Source organism: Amycolatopsis sp. GA6-003 (assembly GCF_046267895.1).
Taxonomy (GTDB): Bacteria; Actinomycetota; Actinomycetes; order Mycobacteriales; family Pseudonocardiaceae; genus Amycolatopsis.
This window is the reverse complement of record NZ_CP176499.1, coordinates 2,253,014-2,275,410: the sequence shown is the minus strand read 5'-3', so window position 1 is coordinate 2,275,410 and position 22,397 is coordinate 2,253,014. Positions and strand designations below refer to the sequence as shown.

Annotated in this window: 18 protein-coding genes; 12 read left to right on the top strand and 6 right to left on the bottom strand. The window is 68.1% G+C overall.

Features of this window, described 5'->3' with window-relative positions; translation table 11 throughout:
* The first annotated feature begins 144 nt into the window (after window positions 1-144).
* From F9C12_RS09655 to F9C12_RS09635, 5 genes are all read left to right on the top strand, one after another.
* A complete protein-coding gene (locus tag F9C12_RS09655) occupies window positions 145-2,013 on the top strand; it encodes a hypothetical protein (RefSeq protein ID WP_409465613.1) in 1,869 nt (622 codons plus the stop codon).
* Between the two features lie 193 nt (window positions 2,014-2,206).
* The gene (locus tag F9C12_RS09650) at window positions 2,207-2,953 is read left to right on the top strand and encodes a hypothetical protein (protein WP_409465612.1); all 747 of its coding nucleotides are present in this window, start codon (window positions 2,207-2,209) and stop codon (window positions 2,951-2,953) included.
* 103 nt (window positions 2,954-3,056) lie between these two features.
* Window positions 3,057-4,013, top strand: coding sequence for a hypothetical protein (locus tag F9C12_RS09645; protein WP_409181662.1), 957 nt, complete (start codon window positions 3,057-3,059; stop codon window positions 4,011-4,013).
* A gap of 143 nt (window positions 4,014-4,156) precedes the next feature.
* Window positions 4,157-4,753, top strand: a complete 597-nt coding sequence (locus F9C12_RS09640; RefSeq protein WP_409187039.1) for a GNAT family N-acetyltransferase — start codon at window positions 4,157-4,159, stop codon at window positions 4,751-4,753.
* A gap of 48 nt (window positions 4,754-4,801) precedes the next feature.
* Window positions 4,802-5,173 (top strand): VOC family protein, encoded by a 372-nt coding sequence (locus F9C12_RS09635; RefSeq protein ID WP_409465611.1) that lies wholly within the window; start codon window positions 4,802-4,804, stop codon window positions 5,171-5,173.
* On the opposite strand, the gene F9C12_RS09630 is transcribed toward F9C12_RS09635, so the two are convergent.
* Window positions 5,062-6,300: a cytochrome P450 gene (locus tag F9C12_RS09630; protein ID WP_409465610.1), complete on the bottom strand. Its 1,239-nt coding sequence runs from the start codon at window positions 6,298-6,300 to the stop codon at window positions 5,062-5,064. The two genes, F9C12_RS09635 and F9C12_RS09630, sit on opposite strands and share 112 nt — an antisense overlap.
* 300 nt (window positions 6,301-6,600) lie before the next feature.
* Here F9C12_RS09630 and F9C12_RS09625 point away from each other — a divergent pair, with 300 nt between their 5' ends.
* A complete protein-coding gene (locus F9C12_RS09625; protein WP_409465609.1) occupies window positions 6,601-8,100 on the top strand; it encodes an MFS transporter in 1,500 nt (499 codons plus the stop codon).
* Between the two features lie 3 nt (window positions 8,101-8,103).
* Here F9C12_RS09625 and F9C12_RS09620 read toward each other — a convergent pair whose 3' ends face one another.
* From F9C12_RS09620 to F9C12_RS09610, 3 genes are all read right to left on the bottom strand, one after another.
* Window positions 8,104-9,099: an Lrp/AsnC family transcriptional regulator gene (locus tag F9C12_RS09620; RefSeq protein ID WP_409181657.1), complete on the bottom strand. Its 996-nt coding sequence runs from the start codon at window positions 9,097-9,099 to the stop codon at window positions 8,104-8,106.
* A gap of 127 nt (window positions 9,100-9,226) precedes the next feature.
* Window positions 9,227-10,303: an LLM class flavin-dependent oxidoreductase gene (locus F9C12_RS09615; RefSeq protein ID WP_409465608.1), complete on the bottom strand. Its 1,077-nt coding sequence runs from the start codon at window positions 10,301-10,303 to the stop codon at window positions 9,227-9,229.
* A 24-nt stretch (window positions 10,304-10,327) separates the two neighbouring features.
* Window positions 10,328-11,527 (bottom strand): aminotransferase class V-fold PLP-dependent enzyme, encoded by a 1,200-nt coding sequence (locus F9C12_RS09610; protein ID WP_409465607.1) that lies wholly within the window; start codon window positions 11,525-11,527, stop codon window positions 10,328-10,330.
* Window positions 11,528-11,964: 437 nt separating this feature from the next.
* On the opposite strand from F9C12_RS09610, the gene F9C12_RS09605 reads away from it, so the two are divergent.
* Window positions 11,965-12,966: an isopenicillin N synthase family dioxygenase gene (locus F9C12_RS09605; protein ID WP_409181654.1), complete on the top strand. Its 1,002-nt coding sequence runs from the start codon at window positions 11,965-11,967 to the stop codon at window positions 12,964-12,966.
* A gap of 59 nt (window positions 12,967-13,025) precedes the next feature.
* Here F9C12_RS09605 and F9C12_RS09600 read toward each other — a convergent pair whose 3' ends face one another.
* On the bottom strand, window positions 13,026-13,427 hold the full coding sequence (locus tag F9C12_RS09600) for a nuclear transport factor 2 family protein (protein ID WP_409181653.1): 402 nt from the start codon (window positions 13,425-13,427) through the stop codon (window positions 13,026-13,028).
* A 68-nt stretch (window positions 13,428-13,495) separates the two neighbouring features.
* Window positions 13,496-15,364 carry an asparagine synthase (glutamine-hydrolyzing) gene (gene asnB / locus F9C12_RS09595; RefSeq protein WP_409181652.1) on the bottom strand — a complete coding sequence of 623 codons (1,869 nt, stop codon included), beginning with the start codon at window positions 15,362-15,364 and terminating at the stop codon, window positions 13,496-13,498.
* Between the two features lie 653 nt (window positions 15,365-16,017).
* Here asnB and F9C12_RS09590 point away from each other — a divergent pair.
* The 5 genes from F9C12_RS09590 to F9C12_RS09570 all read left to right on the top strand — a co-directional run bounded on the left by F9C12_RS09590 (window position 16,018) and on the right by F9C12_RS09570 (window position 22,397).
* A complete protein-coding gene (locus F9C12_RS09590) occupies window positions 16,018-17,007 on the top strand; it encodes a ParB N-terminal domain-containing protein (protein WP_409181651.1) in 990 nt (329 codons plus the stop codon).
* A gap of 196 nt (window positions 17,008-17,203) precedes the next feature.
* Window positions 17,204-18,088 (top strand): ectoine hydroxylase, encoded by an 885-nt coding sequence (gene thpD, locus F9C12_RS09585; protein ID WP_409465606.1) that lies wholly within the window; start codon window positions 17,204-17,206, stop codon window positions 18,086-18,088.
* Between the two features lie 312 nt (window positions 18,089-18,400).
* The gene (locus F9C12_RS09580; protein WP_409181649.1) at window positions 18,401-20,020 is read left to right on the top strand and encodes an AMP-binding protein; all 1,620 of its coding nucleotides are present in this window, start codon (window positions 18,401-18,403) and stop codon (window positions 20,018-20,020) included.
* A 3-nt stretch (window positions 20,021-20,023) separates the two neighbouring features.
* On the top strand, window positions 20,024-21,253 hold the full coding sequence (locus F9C12_RS09575) for an acyl-CoA dehydrogenase family protein (RefSeq protein WP_409465605.1): 1,230 nt from the start codon (window positions 20,024-20,026) through the stop codon (window positions 21,251-21,253).
* Between the two features lie 40 nt (window positions 21,254-21,293).
* Complete coding sequence (locus tag F9C12_RS09570) at window positions 21,294-22,397, top strand: acyl-CoA dehydrogenase family protein (protein WP_409465604.1); 1,104 nt, start codon at window positions 21,294-21,296, stop codon at window positions 22,395-22,397.

Sequence of the window (22,397 nt, the reverse complement as noted above, 5' to 3'; positions counted from 1 at the left end):
CGCGTGGGAGGACGTCCGTGGGGTCCGATCAAGTCGGATGACCCTGCCACTCGAGACTCAGTGCTGTGGCTCAGAGGCTTGATGGAACGCTCGGGCAAGACGACGCGGGAGGTCGCCGCGGCGTGCAGTTGCAAGCCTTCGACGGTGTCGATGCGGCTCAACGGGACCAAGCCGCCTTCGCTGGAGTTTGGTGATCAGGTGATCGAGGCGTGTGCTCCGCGTGCGAAGTGGCCTGAGCGGAAAGCGGAGTTTCGGAAGCTGAGGAACCGCCCGCGGACGTCGACTGCCGCTCCGGTTGTCCTGGATGCCCGTACCCGGATCCTGGAAGCCCAGGATGAAACAGTTCGCGCGCAGGCGCACGCGATCCGCGCGCTGGACGAGTTGAACCACACGAGGGACCAACTGGCGGCTGGTGTTCGGCTGGAGTACCAGGCCGCGCAGATTATTGCTGCATTGCGGACGGTGTTGATGCACTTGGTCGGTGTCGGCGATTCGGTCGTCGGCGAGCGTGCGCAGGCGAAGATGTACCTGCAACGGGCGAAGGACGAGCGAGCCAGAGCGGAACACCTGGCCGATCAAGCGCAGACAGTGCTTGACGCGCTTGGTCAGCGCCTCGCCGCCGGGGAAGTGATCACCGCCGAGCCGGTGATCACTTCGGACGCTGTTCTCCTCGACGTGACAGCAGGCTTGGCCAGCGTCGAGCAGCTCTTGGACGAGCAGGATGCGCAGCTTAGCCACTGGGAAGACGCAGACTTGCCCGAGGTCGCTGCTCGATTGGGCGCGCAGTACGCGGACGCGTCGATGCCCATGGCGATCCTCGCCTCCGACGGCCGTATTTTATGGACGAATCGACAATTTCAATTCAGGTTCAAATGCTCCGCCGAGTCAGCAGCCTCGATGAGATGGACCGACGTGGTCCGAGGATGGATCGACGAGGACGACCATTTGATCCGAGTGGGGGACGGGTACCTCGATAGTGTTCAGGTGCGGTTTCGTCCGGAGGCTGGATGCACGGTAGCGGTGCTCTATGAGCCGAGGTATCCGGAATTCGTCGGAATTCCGCCGATTGTCTGGTTGGATACGAGATTCGGCGAGGTGGGCGGATTCAGTTCAGACAACGTGGGTGCGCTGCAAGTTTCGTTTGAAGTGGCACCGAATCTTGACGATGACTGGCGTTTCGACCAGATGTTTTTCGATCTGGTGTCGAAGGGGCGGGCGGTCATCGCGCGCGATGAAGGTTGCTACTTGCTGGTTTTCGACGGTTCTGTGCTAAGTTTGGCTGAATTGATTGAGGACGTGCGTCCGGTGTTCGAGGGGTTCGGTGAATTCACTCTTGACGCTGCAGTGGAACCAAGTGCCTTCTCGCCTGAGCGGTCGGCAGAGCTGCTGTGGCAGGTCGACACTTCGCTGCGGTGGGCGCGGGCGGTGGATTCGGGACGGCTTTGGCCAGTGCCTGTGCCAGTGTTCCGTCAAGCTGTCCCGGCTCCAGCCAGGCAGTTGCAGTTCCTGCCCTTGGTGGAAGGCTCAGGTGGGCTGGTCGGGTTGGAAGTGGTCAACCCGATATCCCTGGAGACATTCGACGGGGTTGCCGAGCAGCTTCGCGAGTGGCAAGAAAGTCCAGTCATCGGGATCATCCCGAGGGTGGAAATCATGGTCACGGCTGAGGATTTGCGCCGTTACGACTGGCGGCAGCGACTCATGCAATGGTGGGATGTAAAAAACTACATATGCTTAGTTCTCGACGAGTTGCGAGACTTTGAAAGCTTCGCGCTTTTGCGGCGGTTTGAGTTTATGGGCGCGGTCCGGGTCCGATCTTCGGTGTTTTCTGGCGAAGTCCTGGAGAAACTGTATCTGGATACTTCGAGATCGGTGGCAGATAGATGCCTGCCGCTAGACGCGCGCGAGGTTGAGAACGTGCTGCGACGGCAGCACGACAGCCGCCTGAACGCGGTATTTTCAAGGGCTTCCGGAAATTTCTCGAAAGAAACTCGCAGATCTCCGGGAGTTGACTAGTCTGCGCAGTGATGTTGTCGTCCGAACTTCGCGCAATGTCGGCCTGCGCCGGAATCGCTCGCTGCGGCGGTTCGGACGGCCGGCGGCGATCCTCCTGGCTGAGCGGCGCACCGCACCCGAGCCGCATCCAGGTGACGGAAGTAGCCCGTCCATCCGGACCGGGCGAGAATGCTTCGCGGGAGGAGGCGCGCCGATGATCCTGTTCGCGATGGCCGTGGTCCTCCTCGCCGGGCTGGCTAGACCGCTGCTGGGCGCTTCGCTCGAGCTGCGCGAGTTCGGCCAGCACCCGGTGATGTTCGTGCTCGCCGCGTTGATCGCGGCAGGGGCGGTCGTGGGCCGCGGCGCGACGCGGTTGCTGGGCCAGCCGTTGCCGCTGGCGGTGCTCACCGGCGCACAGCTGGGTGCGCCGGTCGCCATCTGCGCGCACGACAGTTGCTCGCCTCGGGCGAGGGCGGGCGATTCTCGCCGCGCCGCTGATCAGTGTCGGCGACACCGTGTGGGCCGCGTCCCGCGCTGCGAAAGATGCCAGGAATGCGAAGAAGCCCGAATCGAGGGAGGCGTCGTGAAAAAGCACTGGAAAGACGAACCGGACGAGCACGATTACCCGGCGGCGTTCGACTACCTCACCCTCATCGCGCCCGACGCGGTCGCGGCGGGTCTGGTCCGGCAGCTGAAAGAAGCGGAGCTGACCCGTCGCAAGGCGAAGGACATCCTGCGGGCCAGCAAGCTGAGGCTGCTGCCGGAGGACAACGCGCACGTCGAGAAGGACCTCGAGAAGGTCAAGGACGGCAAGGCGCTTTCGCCGGTGCTGCTCGTCCGCGGGCACGGCCACCCCGGCTTCGAGACGGCCGACGACCTGGTCGTCGCGGACGGTTACCACCGCGTGTGCGCTTCGTATCACCTCGACGAAAACACCGACATTCCGTGCAAACTGATTTGAGGTCCGGCCGGGTTCCGAATTGATTGCGAAGACCCGCCGCCCGTAACGCCCGCCCGCGGTTGTCGATCTTTGGTTGCGAGATCGACGACGCGAGGCGGAGCGAGTGGACGACCACGACATCGAAAGCCACCCGGACCTGATGGACCCGGATTGGCGGCGGCACGCCGAGAAGGAAGCCCGGACCGGCCTGCGCCGGGAGCGCCGCCGCGCGCGCAGGCTCAGGGCGGCGGTGCTCTCGGCGGCGGTGGTGGTCGTCGTGGCGGCGGCGGGGTTCTACGTGTGGAAGCGGGGGACGAGCCCGGAGGAGGTCGCCGGGGGCAGTCCGGCCGCGCCGGTGTCCACCACCACCGCGCCCGCTCCGAGCACCCTTCCCGACTACGGCCACGTCGACCTGGCCAAGCCGTTCCTCAACACCCCGGCGCAGAACTGGCCCGAGGGCATCGCCGGACTGACCGTCCCGGCCCCGGCGAAGGTCGGCTCGTTCTCCGCGAAGCAGGTCGGCGAGGCGCAGGAGCGGGTCAAGCACGCGGTCGAGGTCGCGCACTTCGACAAGGACGTCCTGGAAGGGCATCACCCGGACGGATACATCGGCCTTTTCGCCCCGGACGGCAGGGACCGGCTCCAGGCCGATCCGCAGGCTTACGTGGTCTACCTGCAGGACGGCTACCGTCTGCTGCCGGTGAAGCCGAGGATGACCGGGAAGATGACCGTGCGGCCGGGCGAGGCCGGGGAGCTGTACCTGCACGTCTCGTACGTGGTGGCCTACGCCTTCGATCCCGGCGGCCGGGTGGTCCAGGGACCGGGCGACCTGGAGCCGTTCGTGCGGACCGACGCCGACTACGTGCTGCGCAGCGGTTCGGCCTGGGCGCCGGGCAGCCGCGGCCTGTGGCTCGGCGAGACCAGCGGGTACTTCACCGAGGTCTCGTGCGTCGCGGCGAAGCAGCGCCTGCTCGCCCCCGCGTTCGCCGACCCGGACTTCGCCGGACCGTCGCTGTCGCAGGAACCGGGCCAGTTCGATCCGGAGAAACCCGCTCCGGTCAAGGGAAACTGCAGGGAGTGACCGGGTCCGGCTCCGCTCGGGGATTCTCGTGCGAGCCGTCCGGGCGCGGCCCGGTACCATCACTCCCGATGATCACGAACGCGTCTCGGCGGTCCGGGTCCGCAGCCGTCGCCCCGTGGCGGGTCGACGAGGTCGGCCGGAAGGTGCGGCTGCGCGCGGTCCGCCCCGGCGACCAGCGCACCCTCGCCGGATTCGACCGGGACTCGGTCCGGGCGCGGGACCCGCGGGTCGGCGGCTACCGGCACTGGGCGACGCACCGCGCGCACTCCTCCCCGGACGGTTTCCACTTCGCGATCGAGACCCTGCACAACCGGACGCTGGTCGGCTCCGTGTGGGTCGAAACGGACCCGTTCTCCGGCCGGTTCAGCTACGGCATCGGGATCGGCCCGCAGCACCGCCGCTGCGGGTACGCCGCCGACGCCGTCGCGCTGCTGCTGGCCTTCATGTTCGGGCGGTGCCGGTACCGGGCGTGCGAGGTGAGCGTGAACGGGAGCAATTTCGCTTCCCTGTCGCTGCACGGCGAGCTGGGGTTCCGGGAGGAGGGCCGGCTTCGCGACGCTGAGTTGTCGCGCGGGGAGGTCAAGTACCCGGTTCTGATGAGCATCACCGCGGAGCAGTTCGCGGAGCGTCACCTGGCGTTGGCGGCTCGCGGTTCGGGCCGGTCGTCGTCGCGCGGCCGGCACTGGCGGGTCCAGCGTCCCGGACGGCACCGTCGCGTCGCCTACTCCGCCGGCGGCTAGCTCCCTTTTTTCCAAGCCCTCGGCGAACCGGTCTGCGACGCTGGCCCGGTGATCAAGCGCATCATCGCCTACTCCGCGGGCTCCGACAACGCCGCGACCCGCGATTTCTACGTCCACGTCCTCGGGCTCGACGTCACCATGGACGACCCCGTCCTCGGCTTCCGCAGCCGCGACGACCCGGCCGCCCAAGTGCTCGTCCTTCCGCCCGGGAGCACCGACCCCGTTCCGCGCTGGGGCGTCGACCTCGGCGAACCGGAGGCAGTCGAGCGAGCCCACGCCGAGGCGGTCCGGCGCGGGCTGCGCGTCGTCTATCCGCTCACCGACGAACCGTGGGGCGTGCGGCGGTTCTTCGTCGAGGACCCGGGCGGCACCGTCGTCAACGTGCTCGCCCACGTGACGGGCAGCTCGCGCACCGAGTAGAAGATCGCGTTCTCCTTGAACTCCAAGCGATCCAGCGGCGCCGCCAGCTCCAGCGTCGGGATCCGGCGGCGCAACGCGGAGTACGCGACCTCCAGCTCGACCCGGGCCAGCGGCGCGCCGAGGCAGAGGTGCCGTCCGTAACCGAAAGCGACGTGGTGGCGCGCGGAACGGCGGACGTCGAAGCGGCCGGGATCCGGGAAGGCCAGCGGATCCCGGTTCGCCGTGCTCTTCACCGCGATGATCCCCTCGCCCGCGCGGATGAGCTGCCCGCCGATCTCCAGATCCGCCAACGCGACGCGCCGGGCTTCGGTGTGCGTGATGGACAGGTAGCGCAACAGTTCCTCCACCGGGTCGGCCGTGGCGTCGCGGAACTGCTCTGGGTGCGTCAGCAGCACAGCGGTGCCCAACGCGATCATGGCTGCGGTGGTGTCGTGTCCTGCCACCAGAAGAAGCTGGCCCAGAACGGCGATCTCGCGCGAGGTCATCGCTCCGCGCTGCTGGAGTTTGCTCAGCAGATCATCGCCTGGTTCGGCGGCTTTCGCGGCGACCAGGTCTTCCAGGTACGCGTTCAGCTCTTCGCTGGCGGCCACGGCGCGGGCCGGGTCCGGGTCGTCCATGACGAGCGTCCGGGCCACGCCCTGGAAGAAGTCGCGGTCCGCGTAGGGGACGCCGAGGAGTTCGCAGATCACCAGGGAGGGGAGCGGCAGCGCGAACGCCTCGACCAGATCGGCCGGATTCGGCCCGGCCAGCATCCGGTCGAGGAGACCGTCGACCAGTTCCTGAACGCGCGGCCGCAGCGCCGCCATTTTCCGGACGGTGAACTCCGGGGCCAGGAGCCGCCGCTGGACGGTGTGCTCCGGCGGATCCATCTGCATCAACGTCTTCATCCGCGCGTCGCGTGCCTTGCTGACCGCGTTGGTATGCGGAAAACCGGGCTGTGCGACGTCAACGCTGACGCGCGGGTCCGCCAGCACCGCACGGACGTCGGCGTACCGGGTGATCAGCCAGGGCTCGCTGCCGTCCCACAGCCGTACCCGGGACACCGGCGCCCGCTTCGCCAATCCGGGGGCGGGGTCGAAGGGGCAGCCGGCCGCCCGTGCCATCGGGAAGGTTTCCTTGCCGCTCATGCGGTCTCCTCACGGTCGAGTGCGGTTCGGACCTGAAGCATGGCCGCGGGGGAGGACCCGGTAATCAGACAAATCGGACGTGAACTGCGTCACAATCCATGCTGTCGCCGCGGTGGCGGCGCGGACGGGCGAAAACAGGTCGCCCACGGTCCCGGAGATGAGCGATTCCGTCATCTGAAGCCTTCTCGTGGAGGTCTTCGCCGATCTGCCGCGCAGAGGTGGAGGGAGTGCGGCCCGACCAGGCATCCTGCTCGCCGTGAGATCCGACATCTCACCCTTTTGGCTGGTCAGGGGGAATCGATGCGCAAGTGGTGGCCGTTGGTGGGCGTATGCCTCGGCACCTTCATGTTGTTGCTGGATCTGACGATCCTGTCCGTGGCGCTGCCCAGCGTCGCGGTGGGCCTGCACACCACGCTGGCCGGGTTGCAGTGGGTGCTGGACATCTACGCGCTGGCCCTGGCGGCTCTGGTGCTGGTGGGCGGATCGGTGGCGGACATCGTGGGCCGTCGCCGGGTTTATCTGTACGGCCTCGCCGTTTTCGCGGTGGCCTCGCTGGCCTGCGGGTTGTCCACGTCGGTGGTTTTTCTCGTCACCGCGCGGGCGGTGCAGGGCATCGGAGCGGCGGCGATGTACGCCACGACGATCGCGCTGCTGGCCGACCACTACACCGGCCGGGACCGGGGCACCGCGTTCGGCGTCTGGGGCGCGGTCAACGGCGTCGCCGGCGCGGCGGGTCCGCTGGTCGGCGGGCTGATCACCGAATACCTGAACTGGCGGTGGATTTTCGGGGTCAACATCCCGATCTGCCTCGTCGCCGTCCTGATCACCTTGCGCTGCCTGCACGAGACGGAAAAGCGCGCGCAGCGGAAGTTCGACATTCCCGGAATGGTGTCGTTCGCGGTGGCCGCCACCGCGATCGTCTACGGGCTGATCCTGGTCAACGGCACCGGCTGGACCGACCCGAGCACGCTGCTCGTTTTCGCGGCGGCGGTGGTGGCGCTGGTCGTGTTCGTCATCGTCGAATTGCGGACCGAATCGCCGTTCATCGATTTGCGCCTGCTGCGCAGCAAAGCGTTCAACATGATCATGGTGGCGACCTTGGTCCTGCAGGTCGCGGCGTTCACCTACATGCCGTTCACGTCGCTGTGGATCCAATCGGTGCTCGGCGCGGGACCGATGCAGGGCGGGCTGGTCTTCGCCGCACAGGGCGGCGGCGCGCTGGTGGCCTCCCTGCTGGCAGGGCGGTTCCTGCACGGGGTCGCGCCGCGCTGGTCGGTCGGGTTCGGCGTGCTGATCGTCGGCTGCGGCGCCTTGCTGCAAGCGGGGATCGGCGCGGACGCGGATTCGTCGGCGGTGATTCTCGGGCTGGCGGTGTCCGGCATCGGGATCGGTCTCGGAACCCCGACCCTGGTTTCGGCCGCGGTGGCCGCGGTGCCGCCGAAGGACGCGGGCATGGCGGGCGGCGCGGTGAACACGTTGCGCCAGTTCGGTTATGCGCTCGGCGTCGCGGTGCTGGGACTCATTTTCGCCTCCGCGGTGCAGTCCTCGTTCGAGTCGTCGCATTCGGTCGCCGACCCGCACGCCGCCGCGGAAAAGCTCGCCAGCGGCGGGGCCGGCGAACTGCTGGCGGCCAACCGCGGGCTGACCGGGGCGGTCCAGCACGCGTTCGTCTCCGGCCTGAACACGATCTGCCTCGTCGCCGGGCTGCTCGGCGTGGTCGGCGGATTGCTGGTGCTCGTGTTCGGCGCGGTGCGTACGAAGGACGACAAGGCCGTGCCGGAACCGGTCAAGACCACCTGACCGCTATCGCGGCCGGGCGGCGGTCCGGCCGAGGTCACGGGCCGCTCCCGCGCTCTTGAGCGTCTGGAGCACGGGAGCGGTCTCCATGTGGCGGATCGCGTCGAGGGAACACACGCGTTCGGTGAGGTATTCGTGCAGGGCGTCGAGGTCGCGGCACAGCGCGTGCACCACCAGGTTGGTCGGCCCGGTGGTGGCCGCGACCACGGCCACCTCGGCGTGGCCCGCCAGAGTCGTCGCGACCTCGACCAGCCGCGAGGGTTTCACCGACAGCCAGAGCCACGTTTCCGCGCTGTACCCCATCGCGAATTCGTCGATCTCGATGTCGAAGAACACCACGCCGTGCTGACGCAAGGCCTGCAACCGGCGTTTGACGGTGGTCTCGGACCATCCGGTGGCCGCCGCCAGCTCGCCGTAGCTCATCCGGCCGTCCCGCGTCAGCTCGGCCAGCAGCGGGGCGTCGGCGTCGGTGAGCGCGACGTCGCCGCCGGTCTCGACCGGGGGCGGGCGCAGCTCGTCCTGCTGCGCGGGCGTGAGCGCGGTGGTCAGCGCGCGCCAGCCGGACGGTCCGCCGAAGTACATGTGCAGCAGGCAATGCGCGGAAACCGACATGACCCGGGGAGTGCGCGGCAGTTCGCGCAAAAGCAGGGAACCCTGTGCGTTGCCCGGAACGGTGCGGACGGTGCACATGATTTCGGTGCCGCCGGAAATAAGCTGCACCCAGGAAGTGTCGGACCGCCGCGCCAATGCCTCGGCCACGGTTTTGGCGGCGTTCGGAGTCACCGACAATCGCACCATCCATTCGATTTCCCCGGAACGGCGCGGCGCGGGAAGCCCGACCACCCGGAGAATCCCGGCCTCGCGCAGCCGCCGGTACCGCCGCGCGACCGTCTGCTGGGAAACCCCGAGCACCGCCGCGACCCGGCTGAACGAAACCCGGCCGTCGAGATGCAGGGCATGGATCAGACCGCGGTCCACCTCGTCCAGGACGACTTTCTCCATGGGGCGAGCTTAGTCCGGCGGGGGAACGTGGTTTCGGAGGATTCCGGTTGAAACGCGTTCTGTTCGGACGCGGAGTGAGGCCGGCGGAGCGTCTGCGAGGGCAAACGCGCCGCCGGCCGTGATGGGGTTACGAAACGAGCGGGCGGACTTCCTCGGCGAGGAAGCGGAAAAAGCCGACTGGGTCGGGTTCGTCGGGGGTGGGTTCGAGGATTACCGTGTCGGCGCCGGCTTCGGACCATTGCGTGATGGTGTCCGCGATAGCGCGGGCATCGCCGACGGCTGTGAGACTGTCGCCGACGTCATGGCCCAGCCTTTTCGTTTCGGCTCCGGCTCGTTCGGCCGCGTCCGGTCCGGTCGCGGCCACCAGCTGGACCATGAACGGGAATTCCCCGCCGCTTTGTTCGCGCGCGGCCCGCCCTTCGCGCACCAATTCGATCGCTTGCGGAAGACCCGCCAAAGTCGTTCCGGTGACGACGCCGTCGGCGGTTTCCCCGATCAGCCGCAGGCTGCGCGGACCGAACGCGCCGGCCACCACCGCCGGAGCGGTTTCCGGCGGCCAGTCGAGAGCGACGTTGTCCAGCTGGACATAGCGGCCCTGCGTGGTGACGCGTTTCCCGGCGAGCAAATCCCGCAGGGCGTCGAGATATTCGCGCAGCAAGGTGAGCGGCGAAACGACCCGGGCCCCGACCTGGCCCATCCACTCCTGGTTGCCGTGGCCGACTCCCCAGATCGCCCGACCGGGGAACATTCTCTCGAGGGTGGCGATTTCCATGGCGGTCAGCGCGACATTGCGCAGCGGCACCGGAAGAACGCCGACGCCGATGCGAACGCGCTCGGACCAGGCGAGCGCCGCCGCGGCACTCGAGATGCCGCCTTCGGCGAAGCAGTCTTCGCACAGCCAAAGTTCTTCGAGACCCGCCGCATCTGCTACCTTCACCACCTCCCGGAGCAGCTCTGGGGGATTTTGCGGACGGAATACGACACCCATGGTTGTCATGCCCCTATTGCTACCATTCGGCACCGCTTCGGGCCAGCGAATATAGCCGCGATCGCGTACTACGGATCGGTGAACATTCGGGGGCGCTTTCCGCGGATCGCGGATCGGTGCCGGTCCGGTCAGCTCATTCGCCTGCCGGGAAGCCGGTCGCCTTGCCTGGTCCGCATTGCCGCCCGCCGCGATGTGCGAAAGCGTGTCCGCATTCACGACGACGGCCGAGTGTGGAATATTTCACGCCACCGCGGTCACTATGTCGACAACGCGCCGAATGTGGTCTTTCGTCACATAAAGCGGCGCGAAGGCGAAGCGAATCAGGTCCGGCGGCCGCGAATCGACGTGCACACCGCGTTCGGCGAGTTCGCGCTCGACCCGCTCGGCCTCCGCGACGCGCACCGCGAGATGCCCGCCGCGCCGAAGAGCGTCCCGCGGCGAGACAAGCTGCTCCGCCAGATCCGGCCGGCTTTCCTCGAGACAGGCGAGGAAATAATCGCCGAGTTCGCGAGTGCGCTGGTAGAGCGCTTCGACCCCCACCTCGAGCAGTGGATCGAGCGCGTGGTTCAACCCGGCGAGGCTGAGCACCGGCGGGGTTCCCGTGCGGGCCCGGTCGATCCCGTCGGCGGGCTCGAAACCGGCGGTCATCGCGAACGGCCTGGCGTGGCCGTGCCATCCGGCCAGCGGGAAATCCACGTCCGGCTGATGCCGCACGGGCACGTAGGTGAAAGCCGGGGCTCCCGGCCCTCCGCCGAGATACTTGTACCCGCAGCCGATGGCGAGGTCGACTTCGTTGGCGTCGAGTTCGACCGGGAGCACGCCCGCGGCGTGACTGAGATCCCACACCGAAATCGCTCCGGCGTCGTGGCACAGCGCGGTGGTCGCCCCGATGTCCCGGCGTTCTCCGGTGCGGAAGTCCACCGGCGAAGTGAGTGCGGCGGCCACTTCATCGCCGTGTTCGCGCAAGCGGCTGTCCAGTTCTGCGCGGGATACGGCGACCAAGCGCCGGTCGAGCAATCGCGCGACGGATGCCGCGATGTACAGGTCGGTGGGAAACGACTCCTGCTCCACCAGCAAAACCGGCCGGTCCGCGCGCAACCGGCAGGCCGCGACGAGGACATTGAACAAGGTCGTCGACGTCGTTTCTCCCGCGACGACAATCTGTCCCGGTTTCGCGCCGAGCAGCACGCCCAGCTTGTCTCCGACCGTGCGCGGCAGATCCAGCCAGCCTTCCTGGAACCATCCGCGCACTTGCAGAGGAGCCCATTGCCGGGAAATCAGCCGTCCGAGTTCGGGAACCAAGCTGTGCCGCGGAGCGCCGAGCGAATTCCCGTTGAGATGGATCCGGCCGTCCAGGGCGTACTCTCGCGAGTAGGGCGAAAGCGGGTCGGCATTTTCTTGGGTTGCTCCGCCTTCGTCGATCCTGGCCTGAATCGTCATTCCTGATTCTCCTTCTCGTCGGCCCCGGGGAAACAGTTATTGCCGAAGAATAGTCGCCGGTGTGGTGTCGCGCCATGAGTTCTGGCAGTGCCTACGGCCTCGGCGAACGAGATGAGCGGCTCTTGAGCCGCGCTTGAGCGAGCGCCGGTAATTTGGCGAAACCGCTTTTCTCTCCGGGCGCGCGGGAACCTCCGCGCGGTTGACACGCGGGGCGTCCGGTACCTACTCTCGATCAAGTCCTGCTCCGAATCAGGGCGCGCGGTAGTGCGATCGTCAGTGCTGGGGTGTCGAGACCAATCGGCGAAAACTGCCGACGGCCGTTTCCGGCCGGCCGAATTGTGCTGAACAGGCGAAGACGGGCGCCGCGTGCGATCGGCGGCGGATCAGTGGTGCGCTTTCCCGCGTTGTGGCAAGGGTGTATCAGAAAGGGACTCATCGTGCAGCAGAAATCGGTCACCATGGTCGACGGTTACGTGCCGGTCATCGACATTTCGTCCCGCGACAGCGCGGAGGGCCGCGGGGCACTGGCCGCCGCGATCGGCAAGGCGTGCGAAACGTCGGGCTTCTTCGTCATCGTGAACCACGGTGTCCCGCAGGAGCTCATCACCCGGACGTGCGAGGTGACCAACGAGTTCTTCCGGCTGCCGGACGAGGAGAAGGAGCTGATCGCCCACCGGCCCGGAGCGTCCGGCTTCCGCCGGTCCGGCGGCAAGGTGGCGCAGAGCATCGACCGGAAGACCCCGCCGGACCTGTGCGAGACGTTCGCCGCGCATTCCACCGGCGAGCTGAGCGAAACGGAACGCGCGAAGCTGGGCGACTACCAGGCGACCTGGAAGCTGGCCAACATCTGGCCGGAGCGCCCGGCCGGGTTCAAGGACACCTGGCACGAATACATGGCCGCCCTCGAAGCGCTGTCCGCCGACCTGATGCGCTTGTTCGCCCTCGCGCTCGGCCTGGACGAGAACTTCTACGACTCCAAATTCGACCGCCACGTGTCCGCGCTCGTCGCCAACTACTACTACCCGCAGCACGAAAAGCCCTTGCCCGGCCAGCTGCGGAAGGGCGCGCACACCGATTTCGGCAGCCTGACCGTCCTGTACCAGGAGGACAACCTGGGCGGGCTCCAGGTCCTTCAGGGCGAGGACGAGTGGCGGGACGTCCGGGCCATCCCGGGCAGCTTCGTGGTGAACGTCGGCGACCTGATCTCCCTGTGGACCGGAGGGCGCTGGGTGTCGACCATGCACCGGGTGGTCAACCCGGAGCAGGGCAACACCTCCTCCCGGCTGTCGTTGCCCTTCTTCTACCAGCCCAACCACGACGCCCGCGTAGAACCGCTGCGCCCGCTCGCGGCGGCGGCCGACGACAGCCGCTTCGACACCGTGATCGCCGGGGAATGGGTGGCGATGAAGATGAGCAAGCTGTTCGCGACCGCGCATTGACGGCTTGGGAAGGCTGAGGTGCGGCCGGCGGCCCGCCTCGGCCTTCCCCGCGTTCCGGGTCAAGGCCGCACGGCGTTCGCGACCGCGTAGCTGTCCTCGAGGAAGAGATAACGCGTGATCCGGCCGCCGGCGACGGTGATCCGGATGGCGAACTGGCTTTCGACCGGTCGGCCGGTGGCGCGCACGACAGACCGCAGGCGACCGGTGACCACGGCCTCCTCGCCGTCGACGAAGACCCGGTCCACTTCGAACAGTTCCTGGATCACGTACCGGCCCATCGAGGCGTAGAAGTCCGCGACCTCGGCCGGCGTGCGGCGGCGTCCGAGCCACGGAACAAGGTCGGCGGCGCCGGGGATATGCCAGTCCACTTCGTCGGCGAACAAGCTGTCGAGTCCGTCGAGGTCGGCTTTGGCCAGTCGCGCGAACAGTTCGTCGACGACGGCGCGGGTGCTCGGGGTCAAGGTTTCCTCCGGCGAGACAGTGGCGAGTACGGCAGGGCGGGCGGTCCGGGAACCGCCCGCCCTTTCTGCTACTTCAGTTGTTCGTAAGACACGCCGTAGGCGCCGAGCCAGTTGTTGAGCCGGATCGGGGTTTCGGCGAGGAGGATCCGTTCGAACATCGAGCACGGCTGGGTCACCGGCTGGTTCGCTTGCGCCCGGCAGGCCTCGACGTCGAGCAACGGCAGGGCGGGCGAATCCGGGTTCGCCACGATCTTGCCGAGTTCCTGGTTGATCGCCTCGTCGTAGGCAGTGTCCTGAGTGGACGGATACGGTGCCTTGCGGCGCTGCAGGATCGACTCGGGAAGCAGGTCGGTCGCCGCCGCCCGCAGGAGGCTCTTCTCGCGGCCGTCGAACGTTTTCATCGCCCACGGTGTGCCGTAGACGTACTCCACGAGCCGGTGGTCGCAGAAGGGCACCCGGACTTCCAGGCCGTTGGCCATGCTCATCCGGTCCTTGCGGTCCAGCAGCTGGGGCATCCAGCGGGTGATGTTGAGATAGTTGTTGTTCCGCATGCGGCGTTCGAACTCGGACTGGTCCGGCGGATGGGGCACCTCGGCCAAGGCCGTCTGGTACTGGTCGGCGACGTATTCCGGCAGGCTGAGCTCCTTGACGAGGTCGGGGCGGAAGAACCGGGTGGACAGACTCGCGGGGGACTCGCTGGCGAGCGCGTGCCACGAGAAGGTGTCGGCTTCCACCGCGCGCGGCAGATGACTCCACAGGTACCCGCCGAACACCTCGTCGGCTGATTCGCCGGACAGCGCGACCGTCGAATGTTCGCGGATCGCCTTGAACAGGAGGTACAGCGAAGGGTCGTGGTCGCCGAGCCCGTACGGCAGATCCCAAGCGCGCAGCACCTCCTCGCGCACCGCGGGATCCACGAGGTCGGCGTTATTGAGCAGAATGGTCGTGTGGTCGGTCCCGGCGTGTGCGGCCAGTTCGGCGGCGTACGGGCTGTCCGGGGCCTCGCGCAGCGGCTCGGGTTCGAAATTGCTGGTGTAGCCGACGAAGTCGACGGAAAACGCGCGGACCTTGCCCTCGCCGCGCGCGTTCGCGGTGCGTTGCGCCAGCGCGGTGATGACGCTCGAGTCCAGGCCGCCGGACAGCAGCGTGCACAGCGGCACGTCGGAGATCATCTGCCGGCTCATGATGTCGTCGAGAAGTTCGCGGACGGTGGAGATCGTCGTGCGCAGATCGTCCGTGTGCGGGTTGCCGGTCAGCGACCAGTAGCGCTGCTCGGCGAGCCCGTTCCCGCGCACGCGCACGAGATGTCCCGGTTTGACCTCGTGCATGCCGCGCAGCGGCGTCTGCCCCGGAACCCGCAGAAAAGAGATCGCGTCGCGCAGGCCGTCCACGGTGATTTCGGCGGAGCTGAGGGGGTTGGCGAGAATGGCCTTGGGCTCCGAACCGAACAGCACTCCGTCCGGCGTCGGGTAGTAGAACAGCGGCTTCACGCCGAGCCGGTCCCGGACCAGCAGGAGTTCCTGGGCGCGGTTGTCCCAGATCGCGAAAGCGAACATTCCGTTGAGGCGCTCCACGAAGCCGTGCCCCCACTGCAGGTAGGCCCGCAGCACGACCTCGGTGTCGCTGCGCGTGCGGAACCGATGCCCGTGTGCGGCGAGTTCGTCGCGGAGTTCGGCGAAGTTGTAGACCTCGCCGCTGTAGCTGAGCACCGCCAGCGGGTCGCCGTCGCTCGTCGTTTCCGGGCTGGACATCGGCTGCTGCCCGCCGGGAAGGTCGATGACGGCGAGCCGGCGATGGCCCAGCGCGACCCTCGGGCGGAGCCACAGGCCCGCCGCGTCCGGGCCGCGGCACGCCATCGTGGCGACCATGCGCTCAGCGGTTTTCTCCTGCCGCGTGAGATCGCGCTGAAAATCCACCCACCCAGTAATTCCGCACATGAAAGACCTTTCCCCGAGGAAGAAATGTGGATTGCCGTCCGTCGGCCTGCTGGCGAGAACCGGAAGCGGCAGGCCCGCTCGATTGTCCTTGGTAGCACGACTTCCGTCCGGGGCGGAACAGCAGACCATCGGCCGCACCGATTTCCGCGCTGCGGCCAAGGGCGGTGCCGAGGGCGGGCATCGGGCGCAGGAACCTGTCTTGCGGTTCGGCAAGCAAGCCGCCGTCGCGTCCCGGCGAGGTTGCCCCTAGTGAAATGACAGGGGTTGTGCACCTGATCTGCGATCACACAAATGGCGTATTCTTCGCCGGTTCCCGCTGGACAGCCGAGTGTTCGTCCGCGCGCAATTTCGCGCCAGGCTTCCCTTAGCTGGTGGCTAATTGCGTGAATCGGATTGCCGAATCCGGGATGCTACGAAATCCGTAGCTCATGCCTATGCGGTCGCGTTATCTGGACCGCGGCGGGCGCTCTCGACGAAGCGGACCCGAGATGATCGAGCTGGTAGACTCGTGATCGACACGATGCGGCACCGCTCGTCGGGGGTTGTATGTGCCAACCTGGGGGCAAGTCGCTGCTGAACACGTTCGGGCCGAGTTCAATCGTTACTGGGTACGTGGGGGCACGGTGGGCGACGTCATCAATGGTGAATCATCAATGGAGGAAGTGCGTTTCGCATCGGCGGCGATTCGGGAGCTGCCGTCCTGTTCCACAGTAGTGCAATGCCGGATATCGGACGTGCTGCCCGCGGATTCGTCGCCGCGCAGTGCGGCCCTGGATGCCGAGCACCTGAGAAAACTGCGCGAATCGGAGTCGCCGCTCCCGCCGATTGTAGTGCATCGGGAGACGATGCGGGTCGTCGACGGCTGGCACCGGCTGCACGCGGCGAAGTCGCGCGGGGACGCCACAATCGCTGCGGTGTTCTTCAACGGCACTTTCGAAGAGGCTTTCGTGCTGTCGGTGAAACTCAACTCGGCGCACGGGCTGCCGCTGTCGCTCGCCGAGCGGAAGGCCGCGGCGGAACGCATTCTGACGTGGTATCCGAACTGGTCGGACCGGTCGATCGCGGCCATCGCCGGGATCTCGCACACCACCGTCGCCGCCGTGCGCGGCCGGTCGACTGGCAAATCTGGCCAGTCGACCGGGCGGATAGCCCGCAACGGGGCGGTGTACCGGTCCAAGGTGCCGCAGGGGCGCCGGCGCGCGGCCGAGCTGTTCGTCGCCGACCCCAGCGCGTCGGCGCGCAAGGTGGCCCAGGCGGCGGGCATCTCCACCACCACGGCCAAGGACGTGCGGAAGAGGCTGCGGGCGGGGGAAGACCCGGCGGCGTCTCGCGGGGGCGCGTCCGGCGAGTCCCCGGCAGGCGAGCCGGACGGGAAGCTGCGGGTGCCGCACCAGAGGACCGTCGGCGCCGCCGAAATGCTCGACCGATTGCGCCGGGACCCGTCGTTGCGGTTCACCGATTTCGGCCGGAAACTGCTGCACTGGCTGGAGAGCCCGCTCGGCGACCACATCGACTGGGACGCCGTGGTCAGCAGGCTTCCGAGCCACTGCACCAGGAACATCGCCGAGATCGCCCGGCAGCGTTCCAAGGATTGGCAGCAGCTGGCGGAATTGATCGACCGCGACCTCAACGTCACCGGGTGAAAGCCGCCGCCTGCCCGCGGAGCGCCCGGATCGCCGAGGGTGACCGGGCTTCCTGACGCGCAACGGTCTCGTTAGGACAAGCGCCCGGATGACCGGGTGCAGTGTGTTCACCGCATTGGTGCTCGGTAAACAATGCGCGAAGAAACGGCGCATGTTCATTTTGTCGCGAGAAAAAACTGGTCAGGAGAAGAATGCCGTGACGACTTTGGCCGAAAGACGCATCGACCGGTACCGGACCCGGACCGACGAGGCCGCGCCGCTGATCCGGCGGACCGACCCCGCGGTGTGGGGAAAGAAGGATTCGCCCGTGCTGGGCCGGCTGGACGCGGACGGCTACGCGGTCCTCGACGCCTTGCTGAGCCCGGCGGAAACGGCGGAGCTGGCGGCCGGGATGGACCGGCTGGAAAGCGACCGCGACCTGCGGGACGACGAGCGGGTGGTCATCGAGAAGAAGGCGGACCGGGTCCGGTCGGTCTTCGAGGTGCACCGGATCAGCCCGGCCGTCGCGGATCTGGTGCGGGACGAGCGGCTGGCGGGCCTGGCGCGGCAGGTGCTGGGTTCGGAGGTCTACGTCCACCAGAGCCGCGTGAATTACATGCCCGGTTTCGACGGGGCCGGATTCTATTGGCATTCCGACTTCGAGACCTGGCACGCCGAGGACGGGATGCCGCTGCCGAGGGCGGTGAGCCTTTCGATCGCGCTGACCGACAACCTCCCGTACAACGGCAGCCTGATGGTGATCCCCGGTTCGCATCGCTTCTTCGTGCCGTGCCGGGGGAAGACCCCGGACGAGCACTACCGGGAATCGCTGCGGGAGCAGCGGATCGGTGTTCCTTCGGAGGAGCACGTCGCCGAATTGGCCCGCGGCCGGGGGATCGTCCAGTTCACCGGTGCTCCCGGGTCGGCGCTGCTGTTCGACTCGAACGTGATGCACGGCTCGGCCAACAACATCACGCCGTTCCGGCGCTCCAACATCTTCGTGGTGTTCAACAGCGTCGAGAACGCGCTGGAGGATCCTTTCGCGGCCGCCGCCCCGCGTCCGGCGCATGTCGCGGCGCGGGATTTCACTCCGGTGCGCTGACGCGCGCGGCCCGGTCCGCCGGGCGGACGGCGCGTTGACGACGGCATGGGACGGCACTAATCTCTCGTGAGAACCAGTGCGAACGTGAATTTCCGACTCGCACAATGTTGGGGGAATACCGGTCTTCGGCGCGGAAGCGGTTTTGCCCGGAGGCCGACGGACTCAGGCGCTCCGGACAGGCGAACCCGCGTTCCAGGAAATCGTTCTCGTTCAGTCGGGTCCGCGCCCGGCTCACGTTTCGCGAGGCGCGGAGAAAACGTCGTTGGTTTCCAGGGGCTGTTTCGGCGGCCCTGACAAGGGAGAGAAAACTTCGTGGATACGGAACCATTGCTGAACCTCGTCCTCGGCGACGTGCTGAGCAGGCAGGCCCGCGAATACCGGAACGAGGCGTTCCTGCGGTTTCGGGAGGGAGACCTGACCTACGGCGAGGTCGACGAGATGGTCAACCGGGTGGCGCAGGGGCTGATCTCGGCCGGCATCGGCCCCGGCGACCACGTCGCGGTGATGATCCCCAACCAGCCGGAGATCCTGTACTCGATTTTCGCGCTGGCCAAGCTGGGGGCGCCCTCGGTGCCGGTCAACACCGAATACCACAGCGAACTGCTGCGGCACGTGCTGCACAGTTCGGACAGCACGACGCTGATCGTCGATTCCCGCTACGTGGACCGGATACCGCCGTTGGCCGCGCGTCTTCCGCGGCTGGAGCGGATCATCGTCTGCGGCGCGGACGCCGCCGCGGCGGCCCGCCTGCCGCTGGGCAAACCGGCGGTGACGCTGAAGAGCCTGCTGGGCAACGGAAACGCGCGGCCGCTGGTCGAGGTCGGCTTCTCCGACCTGCAGGCGATCCAGTACACCTCCGGCACCACCGGCCCGTCCAAGGGCGTGATGGTGTCGCACGCGCACGCGCTGATGTGTTCGCTGGATTCGCTGAACTACCTGGACCGCTGGGGAAAGACGAGCTACAGCCCGCTGCCGCTGTACCACGGGTCCGCGTTGTGGGACGGGGCGTTCTCCGCGCTGCTGTGCGGCGGCTCGGTGGGGATCGTCGAGCGGTTCAGCGCCTCGCGGTTCTGGGACGACGTGCGGTTTTTCAACGCGAAGGTCGCGATGAGCGTGTTCACCATGATCCCGATCCTGCTCAACGCGCCGCCCAGCCCCCGGGACAAGGACCATCCGCTGGAGATGTTCTACACCGGCAAGTCCGCGCTGGACGACACCCTGCGGGACCGGTTCGGCGTGCGGTCGGTCGAGACCTACAGCGCCGCCGAGGTCGGCCTGCCGATCGCCAGCCCGTACGGGCAATGGCGCACCGGTTCGTGCGGCCGGGTGGTGGCGGACAAGTTCGAAGCCGCGGTCGTGGACGAGCACGATTTCGTGGTCGGTCCCGGGGTGGCCGGCGAGCTGGTGATCCGGCCGAAGCTGCCGTCGATCGTGACCGGCGGCTACTACGGCGTCCCGGAGGCGACCGCGCGGTGTTTCCGGAACATGTGGCTGCACACCGGCGACCGCGTGTGGCAGGACGCCGACGGCTACTTCTACTTCATCGACCGGATGCGCGACGCGATTCGCCGGCGCGGCGAGAACATCTCGGCGTTCGATCTGGAATGCGAGGTGAACCTGCACCCCGCCGTGCTCGAGACCGCGGCGATCGCGGTGCCGTCCGAACTGGGCGAGGACGACGTGAAGCTGGCCGTCGTGCTGCGGCCCGGTTCGACGCTGACGCCGCAGGAGCTGATCGAGTTCTGCACCGAGAAGCTGCCCCGGTTCATGGTCCCGCGGTACGTGGAGTTCGTCGATTCCCTGCCCCGGACCGGAAACGACAAGGTCGCCAAGTACCTGCTGCGGGCGCAAGGCGAGCACGGGGTCACGCCGGGAACGTGGGACCGGGACAAGCCGGCGCAGGCCGAGGCGAGCGCCGGGGAAGGGGCCTGAGGGGTGCACTGGGCCGACAGCGAGCAGGACGCGGCGTTCCGCGACGAGGTGCGCGCCTTCATCCGCGACTCCTTCCCGGCCGGGTACGAACCGGATCCGGCGGGCGAGAACAGCCTGGAGCCGGAGGACGCCCTCGGCTACGAGTGGTCGGCGGACCGGGTCAGTCCCGACCCGGCCCGCCGCGAACACGCGCGGGCGTGGGCGGCGGCGCTCGCCGGCCGGGGCTGGGTGGCGCCCCGGCTGCCGGAGAAGTACGGCGGGGCCGGGTGCTCTCCGATGCAGGAGCTGATCCTGCAGGAGGAGATGATGCGCGCCGGAGTGCCGACGGTGAACGGCATCGCGGCCTTCCTGTTCGCGCCGACCTTGCTCGCCTGCGGCACCGAGGAACAACGCGCCGCCCACCTGCCGGGCATCGCGCGCGGCGAAGTCACCTGGGCGCAGGGGTTTTCCGAACCGGACGCGGGATCCGACCTCGCGTCGGTGCGGACGAGGGCGGTCCGCCGGGGCGGCGAGTACGTCCTCAACGGGCAGAAGGTGTGGACCTCGCTGGCGCAGTACGCGGACTGGCTGTTCGTGCTCGCTCGCACCGATCCGGACGCGCCGAAACACCGCGGGCTCACCATGCTGCTGGTGGACGCCAGGTCGCCGGGCGTGGCGATCCGGCCGATCCGCGACCTCCGCGGCGCCGAGCCGTTCAACGAAATGTTCTTCACCGACGTCCGGGTGCCCGCGGAGAACCTGGTCGGCGCCGAGAACGAGGGCTGGAAGGCGGCGATGACGGCGCTGGGGTTCGAACGCGCCGGCATCGGGGCGACGATCAAGTACGAACGAGTGCTCGCCCAGCTTGTCGAGTACCTCCGGAGCGGGCAAGCGGTGCCGTTCGTGCGGGACGACGCCGCGGTGCTGCGCCGCGAGATCGCCCAGCGATACCTGGAAATCCGCGTGCTGCACAACCTGGCGCGCTACACCGTCAGCAAGCAGGAGGCGGGCGAGATGCCCGGATACGAGGCGTCGGCCAGCCTGTTGTTCGGCGCCGAGCTGAACCAGCGGCTGGCGCGCACGGGCGCCGGCGCGTTCGGCCCGTTCGCGAATCTGTGGCAGCGCGGCGAAGCGCCCTTGGGAGCGCTGTTCACCCATCTGCGGTTCGACTCGGTGGCCGCCACCTTCATCGGGGGCGCGGCGGAGATCCAGCGGCAGATCATCGCCTGCCGCGGCCTGGGTTTGCCGCGATGACCGCGAGCGGTCCCGGGCAGGCGACGAGGAAAGGCGAGCAATGGATCTGACCCTCACCGCGGACCAGCGGCTGATCCGCGACGCCGCGGCCGAGTTTCTTTCGGCGCGGGCGGCCGAGGCCGGAGCGCGGGCGGTGCGCACGGAAGCGGCGGGCTACAGCAGGACCTTGTGGAAGGAACTGGTCGACCTCGGGTGGACCGGGCTGCCGCTGCCGGCGAGCGACGGAGGCGAGGGCGCCGGATTCCTGACTGCGTGCCTGCTGCTCGAACAGCTGGGCGCGCACCAGATTCCCAGCCCGTATCTGCCGAGCGTGGTGTGCGCGGCGTTCCCCATCGCCCGGTTCGGAACGCCCGCGCAGCGCGAGGAATTCGTCGGCGGGATCGTGCGGGGCCGGGTGCTCAGCTATGCCCGCGCCGCACCGCGCGGGCAGTGGGACTCGGATGACTCGGAGGTGCGGGCCACGCCCGTCCCCGGCGGCTACCGGCTGTCCGGCACCGCGTGGTTCGTGCCGTATGCCGAGGCCGCCGAGCAGCTGCTCGTCGTGGCCGGACTGGACGGCGAGCTGGCCGTGTTCGTCGCGGACACCGCGGTCCCCGGCGTGCACAGCGCCGAGCTTGACGTGGTGGGCAGCGAACCGCAGTATCGGGTGGAGTTCCGCGACGTCGTGGTTCCGGCCTCCCGCCTGATCGACGGCGGGCGCGCCGTGGTGCGGCTGATCTCCGCACTCGGCGCGGCGGCCGCCTGCGCGGAGATGGCGGGCGGGGCGCAGCGGGTGCTCGACAGCACCGTCCAGTACGCCCGCACGCGCGAACAGTTCGGCAGGCCGATCGGCAGTTTCCAAGCGGTGCAACACCATTGCGCGGACATGGCGGTCGACGTGCTCGGTGCGCGGCTGACCGCGTACGAGGCCGCGTGGCGGCTGTCCGAAGGACTGCCCGCCGAGATGGAGGTGGCCGTCGCCAAGGCGGCGGTGAGCGAGGCGTACCGCCGGGTGTGCGCGCTGGGCCATCAGGTGCACGGGGCGATCGGCTTCACCGGCGAGCACGACCTGCACCTGTACACCCGCCACCAGTTCGCCTGCTCGCTCGCCTTCGGCGACGCCGGCGCGCACCTCGACTACGTCGCGCGGGCGCTCGGTATCTGA

What these genes read in the sequence shown, in the direction of transcription:
- F9C12_RS09650 (WP_409465612.1), top strand. Translation starts at nt 2,207, where the DNA reads ATGATCCTGTTCGCGATGGCCGTGGTCCTCCTCGCCGGGCTGGCTAGA.
- F9C12_RS09630 (WP_409465610.1), bottom strand. Translation starts at nt 6,300, where the DNA reads ATGAGCGGCAAGGAAACCTTCCCGATGGCACGGGCGGCCGGCTGCCCC.
- F9C12_RS09625 (WP_409465609.1), top strand. Translation starts at nt 6,601, where the DNA reads ATGCGCAAGTGGTGGCCGTTGGTGGGCGTATGCCTCGGCACCTTCATG.
- F9C12_RS09620 (WP_409181657.1), bottom strand. Translation starts at nt 9,099, where the DNA reads ATGGAGAAAGTCGTCCTGGACGAGGTGGACCGCGGTCTGATCCATGCC.
- F9C12_RS09610 (WP_409465607.1), bottom strand. Translation starts at nt 11,527, where the DNA reads ATGACGATTCAGGCCAGGATCGACGAAGGCGGAGCAACCCAAGAAAAT.
- asnB (WP_409181652.1), bottom strand. Translation starts at nt 15,364, where the DNA reads ATGTGCGGAATTACTGGGTGGGTGGATTTTCAGCGCGATCTCACGCGG.
- F9C12_RS09590 (WP_409181651.1), top strand. Translation starts at nt 16,018, where the DNA reads ATGGAGGAAGTGCGTTTCGCATCGGCGGCGATTCGGGAGCTGCCGTCC.
- F9C12_RS09570 (WP_409465604.1), top strand. Translation starts at nt 21,294, where the DNA reads ATGGATCTGACCCTCACCGCGGACCAGCGGCTGATCCGCGACGCCGCG.